This is a genomic window from Aurantimonas manganoxydans SI85-9A1, assembly GCF_000153465.1.
Taxonomy (GTDB): Bacteria; Pseudomonadota; Alphaproteobacteria; order Rhizobiales; family Rhizobiaceae; genus Aurantimonas; species Aurantimonas manganoxydans.
In genome coordinates, this window is record NZ_CH672387.1 from 1,193,673 (window position 1) to 1,207,593 (window position 13,921).

Consider the following 13,921-nt stretch of genomic DNA (forward strand, 5'->3'; position numbering starts at 1 on the left):
AGCATTCGATGCGCGGTTTCGGCAGGCTCTTCTTCGTTTTGGCGGTCGCATTGCTGTCTTCGGGGCAGGCCTTGATGCCTTCCCTTGCGCAAGACGGGCGCCGGGTGATCACCACCGAGGGCGCCGATTATTTCGGCCGCGACTACGACATCCTCAAGGATGTCGATCTCGACCAGTGCACCGCGACCTGTCTCGCCGACGACCGCTGCCAGGCCTTCACCCTCAATACCAACAGCCGCTGGTGCTTCCTGAAGGAGGCGATCGGCGAATTGCGGACGGTGGCCGGAGCCGTGTCCGGCAAGGTGGTGGCCGAGGCCGGGATCGACGCCGACAGCGTCGAGGCGCGCATGGCGGATCTGGCGTTCCTGTCGGCGGCGACGCTGGACGATGCCAGGCAGTTGCGGCTGGAGATCGCCAATGAGGACCGCAGCATCCGGTTCGGCGATGCGAGTGCGCTGGAGATTGCCGGCCTCGCGCGAACGGCGCTGACCCAGCCGCAAGCAATCCGGGCATGGCGGGAAGCGCTGAAGCGCGCGCCGCTGGCGCATTACGCCTGGCAGGGAATCGCCGATGCAGCGCTCGCCTACACGCCCGAGCAATATGGCGAGCAGCCCGCCAACAACCGCCTGCGCGAGGCGGGAGCGATCAACGCCTATCTGACCGCCGGCCATGACGACGAACGCGCCGCGGCGCTGGCGACGCTGGCCCGCGCCTACGAGGCGGCCCAGAACTGGAAGCAGGCGATCAAGGCCTATCGCGAAAGCCTCGCCCTGGCGGAGACCGGCGACGTGCGGTCGGCGCTCGACGCGGTGGTTGCGGCGCACGGTTTCCGCATCGTCGACAACAGCGTCGACAACAACGCGGCCAGCCCGCGCATCTGCCTGAATTTCTCGGACGCGCTGTCGAGCCAGCTGACCAGTTCGGAGAATGCCGGCGACTTCGTGCAGGTGGAGGGCGGCGAGACCCTGCCGGTGACGGCGAGCGGGTCGCAGATCTGCATCGATGGCGTCAAGCACGGCGAGCGCTACCGCATCGTCGCGCGTCCCGGCATCCGCTCAATCGATGGCGAGACGCTGTCGCGCTCGGCGGAGGTGAGCGTCTATGTGCGCGACCGCGACCCCTCGGTGCGGTTTGCCACCAATGCCTATGTGCTGCCGGCCGGCGGCGAGGCGACGATCCCGGTGACGACGATCAACACCGACGAGATCGAGGCGCGGCTGCAGCGGATCGGCGACCGGGCCCTGTCTCGGGCAATCGCCGACGGGCGGCTGCTGCAGCAATTGTCCGAGTGGCAGATCACCGAGGTGGCGACCGAGACCGGCGAGGACGTGTGGACCGGCACCGTCGGCGTGGTGCGCGAGACCAACGGCGAAGTGACGACGGCGATCCCGGTGTCTGAGATCGTGCCGGAGATCAAGCCCGGGGTCTATGTGCTGACCGCGAAGGCAAAGAATGGCCCGCAATATCAGGACAGCTTCGCTACCCAGTGGTTCGTCGTCAGCGATATCGGGCTGACCAGCCTGGCCGCCGAGGACGGCTTCCATGTCTTCGCGCGCTCGCTGGGCCGCGCCGATCCGATGGCCGGGATCAGGCTCGATCTCGTGGCCGCCAACAACCAGGTTCTGGGCACGGCGACGACCGACGCGGCCGGCCATGCGCGGCTGCCTGCGGGTCTTCTGCGCGGCACCGGCGGCGACCGGCCGGCGCTTCTGACGGCGGCGCGGGCGACAGACGACTTCGTCTTCCTCGACCTGACCCAGACGCCCTTCGACCTGACCGATCGCGGCGTGGACGGCCGGGCGCCGGCCGGGCCGCTGGACGTGTTCCTGACCTCCGAGCGTGGCATCTACCGCACCGGCGAGACGGCGTTCTTCACCGGCACGATGCGCGACGCCACGGGCGCGGCGGTCGAGGGCCTGACCATGACCCAGATCGTGACCCGGCCCGACGGCGTCGAGCATCGGCGGCGGCAGGTGGCCGATGCCGGTGCCGGCGGTTTCGCCTTCGGCCTCGACCTGCCGGCGGGCGCCATGCGCGGCGTCTGGAAGGTCGCCCTCCACACCGATCCCAAGCAGCCGGCTTTGGCCGAGACGACGGTGATCGTCGAGGATTTCGAGCCGGAGAAGATCGATTTCGAGCTGACGACGCAGGCCGAGGCGCTCGACCCCGATGCGCCGCCGGTGATCGCGGTGGCGGCGCGCTACCTTTTCGGCGCCCCGGCCGGCGGGCTGGAGGTCGGCGGCGAGGCGGTGCTGACGGCGACCGACAGTCTCGATGCCTATCCGGGCTATCGCTTCGGGCTGGCCGGCGACGAGACGACGGCGCTGCGCCAGCCCTTCAATGGCGCGCAGACCGACGAAGCGGGCGACGCGACGATCGGGCTCGACCCGTTCCCCGCGCCGGCGACCACCAAGCCGGTGACCGCCGCGCTGCAGGTGCGGGTGATCGATACCGGCGGACGGCCGGTGGAGCGCAGGCTGGACCTGCCGCTGGCCGGCGCCAAGCCGCGTCTCGGCATCAAGCCGCGTTTCGACGGGACGGTGGGCGAGGGGGCGGAGGCCGGCTTCGACCTGATCGCCATCGATGCCGACGGCGCGCGCATGGCGCAGGCTGGCGTCGACTGGGTCCTCAACAAGGTGAACACCCGCTTCCAGTGGTACGCGACGGGGGGCAACTGGAACTACGAGCCGGTCCGCAGCACGGAGCGCGTTGCCAGCGGCACGGTCGATGTCGGGACCGAGGCGCCGGCAGCCCTGTCGCTGCCGGTGGAATGGGGCGAATACGAGCTGGTGCTGAGCGATCCGTCCGGTGCGGCGGTGCCGGCGAGCGCCGGCTTCGAGGCGGGCTGGTACGTGGCGGCCGCCGCGCTCGACACGCCGGACATGGCGCGGGTGTCGCTGGACAAGCCGCGCTACAGGATCGGCGATACGGCCGTCGTGCGGATCGAGCCGCGCTTTGCCGGAACCGCCGAAGTCCTGGTGATGGACGAGCGCGTGATCACGCGGCAGACCGCCGAGATCGCTGCCGAGGGCGGCACGGTGGAACTGCCGGTGACCCGCGACTGGGGGCCGGGCGCCTATATCGCGGCGATCGTCTATCGGCCGATGGATCTCGACCAGAAGCGGATGCCGGGCCGGGCGATCGGGCTGGCCCATGCCGAGGTCGATCCGGGCGAGCGGGCGCTGCAGGTCGCCATCGCGGCGCCCGAAAAGACCGAGCCGCGGCAGCGGATGACAGTGGAGGTTTCGGTCGACGGCGTCGTGGCGGGCGAGACCGCCTATCTGACGCTGGCGGCGGTGGACGAGGGCATCCTCAACATCACCGGCTTCCAGCCGCCGTCGCTGAGCGGCCATTATTTCGGCAAGCGGCGCCTCGGCGTCGACATCCGCGACCTCTATTCCAAGCTGATCGACCGCATGCAGGGCGCGCCGGGCAGCGTGCGCTCGGGCGGCGACGCCGGGGCGAGTTATGACAGCCCGCCGCCGATGGAAGCGCTGGTCGCGCTGTTCTCCGGCGTGGTGACGGTCGGCGCGGACGGGACCGTGGCGGTGCCGCTGGACATTCCCGACTTCAACGGCACGCTGAAACTGATGGCGCTGGCCTGGTCTAAGACCGGGGTGGGCGAGGCCAATGCTTCCATGGTTGTGCGCGACCCGGTGGTGATCGCGGTCAACCAGCCGCGCTTCCTGGCGCCGGGCGACCGTTCGCGCATCGCCATCGACGTGACCCATGTCGAGGGACCGACCGGCGCGGCCAGCCTGGCCGTATCGGGCGCGGAGGGGATCGTCGCCTTCGACGACACCGCGCCGCGGCGCTTCGATCTGGTGGAGGGCCGCCGCGAGACCTTCCTGATGCCGGTGACCGGCGCGGCGGTCGGCGACGGCACGCTGGAGGTGGCGCTGACGCTGCCGAATGGCGACATCCTGTCGAAGCGCGTCACGCTGCCGGTGCGCTCGATCGCGCCGGAGACCGTCGACAAGAGCGCCGTGACCCTGGCGGCGAATGGCGGGCGCTTCGATTTCGACCGCGGCCTGTTCGCCGACTTCCTGCCGGGCACGGCCACCGCGACGCTGAGCGTCACCGGGGCGGCAGAGTTCGACGTGGCCGGCGTGGTACGGGCGCTCGACGTCTATCCCTATGGCTGCACCGAGCAGATCACCAGCCGGGCAATGCCGCTGGTCTATCTGGAGCCGACCATCCTCGCCGCCGGGCTGAACCGGGTCGAGGACGTGAAGACGCGGGTCGACGGCGCCGTTGCGGGCGTCTTGGCCAACCAGTCGTCAAGCGGCAGTTTCGGCCTCTGGCGGCCCGATTACGGCGACCTCTGGCTCGACGCTTATGTGACGGACTTCCTGACGCGGGCCCGCGAGGCCGGCTACACGGTGCCCGAACAAGGCTTCAACCTCGCCATCGACAATCTGCGCAACAGCCTCGCCTATCTGCCGGACGCGCCCGACTTCGGGCCGGTGGCCTATGCGAGCTATGTGCTGGCGCGCAACGGCCGGGCGGCGATCGGCGACCTGCGCTATTACGCCGACAACGAGCTGGCGAACTTCAGGACGCCGCTCGCCAAGGCCCAGATCGGCGCGGCGCTGGCGCTCTATGGCGACCGGGTGCGGGCCGAGCGGGTGTTCCGCGCCGCGGTCGACGACGCGATCGGCTCGCCGCTGCTGAATTCGCAGCGGGGCGATTACGGCACGCCGCTGCGCGACGACGCGGCGATCCTGACACTGGGACTGGAGACGGCGATCGACGGGGTCTCCTTCGACGGGCTGGTGCGGCAGGTGAACGATGCCCGGCGGACCCAGCGCTTCACCAGCACGCAGGAGGATTCCTGGTCGCTGCTGGCGGCGCATGCGCTGCTCGACCGCAGCCTGCCCAAGCTGACGGTGGGCGGGCGCGACGTGGACGGGCCGTATGCGGCGGCCTTCACGGCCGCCGACATCAGCGGCGGTCTGGACATCGCCAACCGCGCGGCAGAGCCGGTGCGGGCCGAAATCACCCTGCGCGGCGTGCCGGAGTTCGCGCCGGCGGCGCAATCGGACGGCTATGCGATCGACCGGCGCTATTACACGCTGGACGGCGATCCGGCCGATCCGTCGGCCATCGGGCAGGGCGAGCGGCTGGTCACGGTGCTGGAGGTGACGCTGCTCGATTCGGGACCGGCACGGCTGATGGTCGACGACTCGCTGCCGGCGGGCTTCGAGATCGACAATCCGGCGATCCTGCGCGGCGGCGACGTGGCGGCGCTGGACTGGCTGCAGCTGACCGGCGAGGCGGCGCATACGGAGTTCCGGGCCGAGCGCTTCCTGGCGGCGATCGACCAAGGCGACGGCGACACGGCCACGAGGCGCTTCGCCTATATCGTGCGGGCGGTCTCGCCGGGCGAGTTCGTCCACCCGGCGGCGCTGGTGCAGAACATGTACGATCCGAGCCGACGCGGGCGCACCGACGAGGCGAACGTCTCGGTGATCGGTCCGCTGCGGTGAGGCCGGGCGCGATCCGGCAGGCCTCCGCGTCAGGGAGATGAGCTAATGTCGGCGCGGCGCCGTCTGGCGCAACTGGGGCTGCTCGGCCTCCTGCTGGCGATCGCGATCCTCGGCGCCGGCTATTCGGCCTTCGAGCGGGCGGTGACGGCGCGCATCGCCGTCATCGAGATCCCGACGACCGGGGTGGAGGTGCGCGACCGCGACGGAGCGTTGCTGCGGGCCTTTGCCAATGATGACGGGCGCTGGCGGCTGGCCGCCGGGGCCGGCGACGTCGATCCGCGCTATCTGGAAATGCTGGTCGCCTGGGAGGACAGGCGCTTTGCCGAGCATGGCGGCGTCGATCCGGTCGCCTTCGTGCGGGCGGCGTGGCAGTCGCTGGCCGAACGGCGGGTCGTGTCCGGTGGTTCGACGCTGACCATGCAGGTGGCGCGGCTGCTGGGCCGCCTGCCGACGGGCAGTCTCGCCGCCAAGGCCGAGCAGATCCTCTTCGCGCTTGCGCTGGAGCGCAGCCGGACCAAGGCCGAGATCCTGTCGCTTTATCTGCAGCTCGCCCCCTATGGCGGCAATCTGGAGGGCGTGCGGGCAGCGGCGCTCAGCTTCTTCGGGAAAGAGCCGAAGCGGCTGACGGCGGCGGAAGCCGCGCTGCTGGTGGCGCTGCCACAATCGCCCGAACGCTATCGGCCGGACCGGTTTCCGGACCGTGCCAAGGCGGCCCGGGACCGGGTGATTGCGCGGATGGCGACGCTGGGGCTGATCAGCGACCGCGAGGCGGAGCGCGCCATGCGCGAGGCGATGCCGACCGGCCGCCGGGCGTTGCCGATGCTCGCCGCCCATGCCTCGGCCCGGCTGCACCAGGCAAAGCCGGAGGCGGCGCGGATCGACCTGACCATCGACAAGGCCCTGCAGGCGCGGCTGGAGGATTATGCGCGCCAGAAGGCGCAAGGCCTGAAGAAGCCGGTGAGCCTGGCCCTGCTGGTGGCGGATGCGGCGACGGGTGAGGTGCTGGCGCAGGTCGGCTCACCCGACCTCTTCGACCGCGAGCGCCAGGGCTTCGTCGATCTGACGCGGGCGACGCGCTCGCCGGGCTCGACGCTGAAGCCGCTGATCTACGGCCTCGCCTTCGAGCGCGGAATCGCCCATCCCGAGAGCCTCGTCGACGATTCACCCGGGGGCTTCGCCGGCTATACGCCGCAGAATTTCGACCGGGAGTTCGAGGGGGTGATCACGGCGCGGCGGGCGCTGCAACTGTCGCGCAACCTGCCGGCGGTGGAGCTGCTCGGGGCGGTCGGGCCATCGCGGCTGGTCTATCGCATGCGGCGGGCGGGCGCCGTGCCCGAGCTCGGCGACCGGTCGCTGCCGGGGCTGGCCATCGGTCTCGGCGGGCTGGGGCTGACGCTGGAGGATCTGGTGCGGATCTATGGCGGGCTCGCCAATGGCGGCGTTGCCATGCCGCTGCATGTGGAGCGGAGCGCCGAGCCGGCGATGGGCAAGCGCATCCTCTCGCCGCAGGCGGCGTGGTACGTGACCTCGATCCTCGCCGGCGCCTCGACCACCACCAAGGGCTCGCCCGGCGAGATCGCCTACAAGACCGGCACCTCCTATGGCTACCGCGACGCCTGGACCATCGCCTATGACGGGCGGCACGTGGTGGGCGTGTGGCTGGGACGGCCGGACGGGGCGCCGGTGGCCGGGCTCGTCGGCCAGGATTCCGCCGTGCCGGTGATGCGCGACGTGTTTGCGCGGATCGGGCCGGTGACGCGGCTCGCCGGTCCGCCGCCGGGCATCCTCGCCTCGGCCGGCGGCGGACTGCCGCCGCCTATGCGCCGGGTCGGCCGGGCCGCGGATCTCGCCCAGAGCGGGCTGAAGCCGGAGATCGTGTTTCCGCCGGATGCGGCAAAGGTGGAACTGGGGCTCGTCTCGGGCGCCGGGAGCGAGCTGTTCCTGAAGGTGAGGAACGGCCAGCCGCCCTTCACCTGGTATGTGGACGGCCGCCCCGTGGCCCGCGACGCGCTGCAGCGGCAGGCGCGCTGGCAGCCGTTGGAGCCGGGCTTCGTCGATATCTCGGTGGTGGATGCGATGGGCGCCGCGGCGCGCTCGCGGGTGTTTCTCGACTGAGACGGGGCCGGCGTGGCCCTGAGCGGCGAGACACCGGCGGGGGGTCGGCGGGCAGCGTTCTGCGCGTGCTGGCAGCCGGAAGATGATGCCGGATGTGGCGGTCACGCCAGCGGGGCGGCGCGATGGCCGGCCCCGCTGGGTGTTTGTCGCTATCGGCGGATGAGGCGGATGGCCTCGCCGACGATGCCGCGGCGGAAGAGCAGCACGCAGAGGACGAAGATGATGCCGATCATCACGGTGACCGGGAAATCCATCGAAGCGAAATAATGCTGCATGGTGACGACGAGGGCGGCACCGATCGCCGGTCCGAAGATCGTGCCCATGCCGCCGAGGAGGGTCATCAGCACGACCTCGCCGGACATCTGCCAGGCCACGTCGGTCAGCGTCGCGATCTGGAAGACGATGGCCTTGGTGGAGCCGGCGAGGCCGGCAATGGCGGCCGACATGACGAAGGCGCCGAGCTTGTAGCGCTCGACCCTGTAGCCCAGCGAGATGGTGCGGTTCTCGTTTTCGCGGATCGCCTTCAGCACGTGGCCGAAGGGCGAATGGACGATGCGCCAGACGGCGAAGAAGCCGAACAGGAAGATCGCCAGGACGAAATAGTAGATGTTGAGCGGGTCGTTGAGATTGACGACGCCCAGCAGATAGCCGCGCGGTACGCCCTGGATGCCGTCCTCGCCATGGGTGAAGGGTGCCTGCAGGAAGATGAAGAAGATCATCTGCGACAGTGCCAGCGTGACCATGGCGAAGTAGATGCCCTGGCGGCGGATGGCGAGATAGCCGACCAGAAGGCCGATCAGGCCGGCACCGCCGGCGCCCAGCAGGATCGCCGAGAGCGGCTCCCAGCCCCAGACCTTGGCGGCGTGCGCGGTGAAGTAGGCCGCGCCGCCGAAGAAGGCGGCATGGCCGAAGGACAGGAGCCCGACATAGCCGAGCAAGAGGTTGAAGGCGGTCGCAAAGAGCGCGAAGCAGAGCACGCTCATGATGAAGACCGGATAGACGTAGAACGGCGCGACGAGCAGGCCGACAACGGCGATGCCGGCGAGGACGAAGCCGATGGTCGACAGGTCGCGCTGGCCGGGCTTGCGGCCGGAAGCGACGGCGGTGCCGTCGGTCCCCTCGGTGCGGATCTCGCTGGTGTGATCCAGGCTGGTCATGTCACGCCTCCTTCCCGAACAGGCCGGCGGGCCGGATCATGAGCACGATCGCCATGATGACGAAGACGACGATGTTCGAGGCTTCGGGATAGAACACCTTGGTGAGGCCCTCGAGGATGCCCAGCATGTAGCCGGAGATGATGGCGCCGAGGATCGAGCCCATGCCGCCGATCACCACCACGGCGAAGACGATGATGATGAGGTTGGAGCCCATCAGCGGGCTGACCTGGTAGATCGGCGCGGCCAGGACGCCGGCGAGGCCGGCGAGACCGGCGCCGAGCGCATAGGTCAGGGTGAGAAGCAGCGGCACGTTGACGCCGAAGGCCTGGACGAGCTGCGGGTTCTCGGTCGCGGCCCGCAGATAGGCGCCGAGCCGGGTCTTCTCGATCAGCAGCCAGGTGGAGATGCAGATGACCAGCGAGGCGACGACGACGAAGCCGCGATAGTTCGGCATGAACATGAAGCCGAGATTGGTGCCGCCGGCCAGGAGCGCCGGCGTCGGATAGGGATTGCCCGCCGCGCCGAAATAATAGCGGAAAGTGCCCTCGATGATCAGCGCCAGGCCGAAGGTGAAGAGCAGGCCGTAGAGATGGTCGAGGTCGTAGAGCCGCGACAGCATGGTGCGCTCGATCACCGCCGAGAGCATGGCGACGATGAGCGGGGCGACGATCAGCGCCGGCCAGAAGCCGAGGCCGGTATAGGCCAGCACCAGATAGGCGGTGAAGGCGCCGAGCATGTACTGGGCGCCATGGGCGAAGTTGATGACCCGCAGGAGGCCGAAGATGACCGCGAGGCCGAGGCTCAGAAGGGCGTAGAACGAGCCGTTGATGAAGCCGATCAGCAACTGGCCGAGCAGCGCCGGGAGCGGAATGCCGAAGATCATGGTCATGGCGCGTTACACTCCCACCACTTCGTGCAGCCGGTCCATCCGGGCATCGAGTTCGGAGGTCGGGAAGCTCTCCAGGATGTGGCCGTCCTCCATCAGGAAGAAGCGGTCCGCGACCTTGCGGGCAAAGCGGAAGTTCTGTTCCACGAGAAGCAGCGTCATGCCCTTCTTCTTGAGCTCCATCAGCACGTCGCCGATGCGCTGGATGATGACGGGGGCGAGCCCTTCGGTGGGCTCGTCGAGAAGGATGATCTTGACGCCGGTGCGCAGGATGCGGGCGATGGCCAGCATCTGCTGCTCGCCGCCGGACAGCTTGGTGCCCGGCGAGTCGCGGCGTTCGGCAAGGTTGGGGAAAAGGTCGTAGATCTCCTCGATGCTCATGCCGCCGGGCGCCACGGTGGGCGGCAGCATGAGGTTCTCGGAGACCGTCAGCGTGGCGAAGATGCCGCGTTCTTCCGGTACGTAGCCGATGCCCGAATAGGCGGTGCGGTGGACCGGCACCTTCATCATGTCGGCGCCGGCGATGCGGATCAATCCCTCGCGTCTCGGCAGAAGGTTCATGATGGCGCGCAGGGTGGTCGTCTTGCCGGCGCCGTTGCGGCCGACCAGCGTGATCGTCTCGCCTTCGTGCAGATCCAGCGAGACGCCGTGCAGGACGTGACTTTCGCCGTACCATCCGTGCAGATCGCGCACCTCGAGAAGGGCAGGGCCCTGCGGGCGGCCCGGGGCCTCAATCATCTTCGCTTCCCATATAGGCTTCACGCACGCGCGCATCGGAACTCACCGTCTCGTAGTCGCCTTCGGCGAGAATCTCGCCGCGCGCCAGGACGGTGACGTAGTCGCAGAGATCCGCCACGACGTTGAGGTTGTGTTCGACCATCACCACGGTGCGGTCCCTGGCGATGCGCTTGATCAGGGCCGAGATGCGGCCGATGTCCTCGATGCCCATGCCGGCCATGGGCTCGTCGAAGAGCAGCACCGGCGGGTCGAGGGCGAGGGTGGTGGCGATCTCCAAAGCGCGCTTGCGGCCGTAGGAGAGTTCGGCGGCATCCAGATTGGCGTATTCGGCGAGGCCGACCGCCTCGATCAGCTCGTGGGCGCGATCGTCGAGCGTGTGCAGCACCCGGCTGGAGCGCCAGAACTGCGTGCCGAGATGCGCCTTGCGCTGCAGCGCCACGCGGACATTGTCGAGCACCGTCAGATGCGGGAACACCGCCGAGATCTGGAACGAGCGCACCAGCCCGAGCCGGGCGACGTCGGCCGGCTTGACCTTGGTGATGTCCTTGCCGCGGAAGGTAATGGTGCCCGATGTCGGTGTCAGGAACTTGGTGAGAAGGTTGAAGACCGTCGTCTTGCCGGCCCCGTTGGGACCGATGAGCGCGTGGATGGTGTTTTCGCGCACGTCGAGATCGACGGAATTGACGGCGGTAAAGCCAAAGAATTCCTTGGTCAGGCCGCGGGCGGACAGAATCGCCTCTTGCGGGGATACGCTCATCGGCGCGGGGTACTCCTGTCGGCGTTAAAACGCATTGCCGGGATGGACGCCGGCCCGCATGGCCGGCCGGCGTCCGCTGTCAGATCAACCCTTGGGGAAGGACGAGACGTCGCAGCCGCTTTCCTCGACTGTGCCGTAGGCCTCGTCGCCGGGAACGGTGGCGACCTCCTTGTAGAGGTCCCAGGGGCCGGTGGATTCCTCCGGCGTCTTCACCTCGAACAGGTACATGTCATAGACCATGCGCCCGTTCTCCAGGACCTTGCCGTTCTTGGCGAAGAGATCCTCGACCGGCATTTCGTGCAGCTTGGCGGCGACCGCCTCGGTCTCGTCGGTGCCGGCGGCCTCGATGGCCTTCAGATACTGCAGGACCGCGGAATAGGTGCCGACATGGATCATGTTCGGCATCTTGCCGAAGGCCTTCATGTAGCGGTCGGCGAATTCGCGGTTCTCGTCGCTCTGGTCCCAGTACCAGCCCTCGGTGAGGTTCAGGCCCTGGGCCGCCTCGACGCCGAGGCCGTTGACCTCGGCCAGGGTGAAGAGCAGCGCGGCGAGCTTCTGGCCGGACTGGACGAGGCCGAACTCGGTGGCGGCCTTGACGGCGTTCGCCGTGTCGAGGCCGGCATTGGCGAAGCCGACGACCTTGGCGCCGGAACTCTGCGCCTGCAGCATGAAGGAGGAATAGTCGGTGGTGGAGAGCGGATGGCGCACGGCGCCGAGCACTTCGCCGCCATTGGCCTCGATCACCTTGGTGGCCTCGCCCTGGAGCGAATCGCCGAAGGTGTAGTCGGCCGTGACGAAGTACCAGCTGTCGTCGCCGTTCTTGACCAGCGAGCCGGCCGTGCCCTGGGACAGGGCGCGGGTGTTGTAGGCCCAGTGGAAGCCGTAGGGGCTGCACTGGCCGCCGGCGATCTCGGTCGAGCCGCCGCCGGTGGTCATGGTGATCTTCTTCTTCTCACGCGACAGGCCCTGGACCGCGAGGGCCACGGAGGACGTGGTGAGGTCCATGATCGCGTCGACATTCTGGGTGTCGTACCATTCGCGGGCGATGTTGGAGCCGATGTCGGCCTTGTTCTGGTGGTCGGCCGAGACGATCTCGATCGGCTTGCCGAGAACCGTGCCGCCGAAATCCTCGACCGCGAGGCGGGCGCCGACGACGGAGCCTTCGCCCGCCGTGTCGGCATAGACGCCGGAGCGGTCGTTCAGGATGCCGATCTTCACGACGTCGTCGGAAATCTCCTGGGCCGCGGCGGGAAGGGCAGCGGTGGCCGCGACGCCGGCAGCGCACAGGGCGACGAGACTGGTCTTCATGGTCATCAAAGCGATTCCTCCCTTGGAACGCGGTCGTCACCTCCCCGTGACGGCTGCCGCGCAACTGCATTGGATCGGCCAAACCCCATGACTGCAAGCCGAAACTTCAGGCACTTGTCCCGGAATCGGGCAGCCGGCCAGAAAGCGGAACGGGGGCGTACACCCGCGGCGCCCCCCCCGTTCCCGTGTTCGTCCTACTTGGGGAAGCTGGCGACGATCGCACCCCGAATCCTCGACCGATAGGAAGGCCTCGTTGCCCGGCACGGTGGAGATCTCGTTGTAGTAATCCCACGGCTGGGTGGAGTCGTCCGGCGCCTTCACCTGGAAGAGGTACATGTCGTAGACCATGCGACCGTTCTCCTGAACGGTGCCCTTCTTGGCGAAGACGTCCTCGACCGGCAGCTCGTGCATCTTCTCGGCGACGGCGTCGGTGGCATCGGTGCCGGCCGCCTCGACGGCCTTCAGATACTGGGTGACGGCCGAGTAGGTGCCGACCTGGATCATGTTCGGCATGCGCTGGGTGCGCTCCATGAAGCGCTTGGCGAACTCGCGGTTCTCGTCGCTCTGATCCCAGTACCAGCCTTCGGTGAGGTTCAGGCCCTGTGCGGCCTGGAGGCCGAGGCCGTGGACTTCGGCGATGGTGAAGAGCAGGCCGGCGAGCTGCTGGCCGGCCTGGACGATGCCGAACTCAGCGGCGCCCTTGATGGCGCTGGCGGTGTCGAGGCCGGCATTGGCAAGGCCGATGACCTTGGCGCCCGAGCTCTGGGCCTGGAGCAGGAAGGAGGAGAAGTCGGTGGTGCCGAGCGGATGGCGGACCGCGCCGAGGACCTCGCCGCCATTCTCCTTGACGAAATTGCCGGTCTGCTCCTCGAGGGAATAGCCGAACGCATAGTCGGCGGTGAGGAAGAACCAAGTGTCGCCGCCGGCCTTGACCAGCGCGCCGCCGGTGCCGACCGCCAGAGCGTGGGTGTCATAGGCCCAGTGGAAGCCGTAAGGGCTGCACTGGCCGCCGGTCAGCTCGGTGGTCGCCGCGCCGGTGGTGATCGTGATTTTCTCTTTTTCGCGGGACAGGCCCTGGACCGCCAGCGCGACCGACGAGGTGGTCAGCTCCATGATCGCGTCAACATTGTCGACGTCGTACCATTCGCGGGCGATGTTGGAGGCGATGTCAGCCTTGTTCTGATGGTCGGCGGAGACCATCTCGATCGGCTTGCCGAGAACCGTGCCGCCGAAATCCTCGATCGCCATCTTGGCGGCCTCGACCGACCATTTGCCGCCGAAATCGGCGTAGACGCCCGACTGGTCGTTGAGAATGCCGACCTTGACGACGTCGTTGGACACTTCCTGTGCGCTGACGGTCGCCGGTACGAGAACGGCGGCCGCGGCGGTGCCGGCCAGCAGCAGGCGCGTGAAACTCTGCATATTCGGTGATCCTCCCAGATCGTTCGCTTTCGATCGGGCCCCAGGGCCG

At 68.6% G+C, this 13,921-nt stretch carries 8 protein-coding genes; 2 read left to right on the forward strand and 6 right to left on the reverse strand.

What is annotated here, in order from left to right; translation table 11 throughout:
* The first annotated feature begins 74 nt into the window (after nt 1-74).
* Both SI859A1_RS05590 and pbpC read left to right on the forward strand, forming a co-directional pair.
* Nucleotides 75-5,489 (forward strand): alpha-2-macroglobulin family protein, encoded by a 5,415-nt coding sequence (locus tag SI859A1_RS05590; RefSeq protein WP_244400916.1) that lies wholly within the window; start codon nt 75-77, stop codon nt 5,487-5,489.
* A 45-nt stretch (nt 5,490-5,534) separates the two neighbouring features.
* Nucleotides 5,535-7,604 carry a penicillin-binding protein 1C gene (gene pbpC, locus SI859A1_RS05595; protein WP_009208873.1) on the forward strand — a complete coding sequence of 690 codons (2,070 nt, stop codon included), beginning with the start codon at nt 5,535-5,537 and terminating at the stop codon, nt 7,602-7,604.
* A gap of 149 nt (nt 7,605-7,753) precedes the next feature.
* On the opposite strand, the gene SI859A1_RS05600 is transcribed toward pbpC, so the two are convergent.
* From SI859A1_RS05600 to SI859A1_RS05625, 6 genes are all read right to left on the reverse strand, one after another.
* On the reverse strand, nt 7,754-8,761 hold the full coding sequence (locus tag SI859A1_RS05600; protein ID WP_009208874.1) for a branched-chain amino acid ABC transporter permease: 1,008 nt from the start codon (nt 8,759-8,761) through the stop codon (nt 7,754-7,756).
* A 1-nt stretch (nt 8,762) separates the two neighbouring features.
* On the reverse strand, nt 8,763-9,650 hold the full coding sequence (locus tag SI859A1_RS05605) for a branched-chain amino acid ABC transporter permease (protein WP_009208875.1): 888 nt from the start codon (nt 9,648-9,650) through the stop codon (nt 8,763-8,765).
* 6 nt (nt 9,651-9,656) lie between these two features.
* Nucleotides 9,657-10,385: an ABC transporter ATP-binding protein gene (locus tag SI859A1_RS05610; protein WP_009208876.1), complete on the reverse strand. Its 729-nt coding sequence runs from the start codon at nt 10,383-10,385 to the stop codon at nt 9,657-9,659.
* Nucleotides 10,378-11,142 (reverse strand): ABC transporter ATP-binding protein, encoded by a 765-nt coding sequence (locus SI859A1_RS05615; RefSeq protein ID WP_009208877.1) that lies wholly within the window; start codon nt 11,140-11,142, stop codon nt 10,378-10,380. The genes SI859A1_RS05610 and SI859A1_RS05615 overlap by 8 nt, the downstream gene beginning before the upstream one ends.
* Before the next feature lie 84 nt (nt 11,143-11,226).
* Nucleotides 11,227-12,450, reverse strand: a complete 1,224-nt coding sequence (locus tag SI859A1_RS05620) for an ABC transporter substrate-binding protein (RefSeq protein WP_040326324.1) — start codon at nt 12,448-12,450, stop codon at nt 11,227-11,229.
* A 36-nt stretch (nt 12,451-12,486) separates the two neighbouring features.
* A complete protein-coding gene (locus tag SI859A1_RS05625; RefSeq protein WP_009208879.1) occupies nt 12,487-13,872 on the reverse strand; it encodes an ABC transporter substrate-binding protein in 1,386 nt (461 codons plus the stop codon).
* Nucleotides 13,873-13,921 lie beyond the last annotated feature (49 nt).

What these genes read in the sequence shown, in the direction of transcription:
- SI859A1_RS05590 (WP_244400916.1), top strand. Translation starts at nt 75, where the DNA reads ATGCCTTCCCTTGCGCAAGACGGGCGCCGGGTGATCACCACCGAGGGC.
- pbpC (WP_009208873.1), top strand. Translation starts at nt 5,535, where the DNA reads ATGTCGGCGCGGCGCCGTCTGGCGCAACTGGGGCTGCTCGGCCTCCTG.
- SI859A1_RS05600 (WP_009208874.1), bottom strand. Translation starts at nt 8,761, where the DNA reads ATGACCAGCCTGGATCACACCAGCGAGATCCGCACCGAGGGGACCGAC.
- SI859A1_RS05605 (WP_009208875.1), bottom strand. Translation starts at nt 9,650, where the DNA reads ATGACCATGATCTTCGGCATTCCGCTCCCGGCGCTGCTCGGCCAGTTG.
- SI859A1_RS05610 (WP_009208876.1), bottom strand. Translation starts at nt 10,385, where the DNA reads ATGATTGAGGCCCCGGGCCGCCCGCAGGGCCCTGCCCTTCTCGAGGTG.
- SI859A1_RS05615 (WP_009208877.1), bottom strand. Translation starts at nt 11,142, where the DNA reads ATGAGCGTATCCCCGCAAGAGGCGATTCTGTCCGCCCGCGGCCTGACC.
- SI859A1_RS05620 (WP_040326324.1), bottom strand. Translation starts at nt 12,450, where the DNA reads ATGAAGACCAGTCTCGTCGCCCTGTGCGCTGCCGGCGTCGCGGCCACC.
- SI859A1_RS05625 (WP_009208879.1), bottom strand. Translation starts at nt 13,872, where the DNA reads ATGCAGAGTTTCACGCGCCTGCTGCTGGCCGGCACCGCCGCGGCCGCC.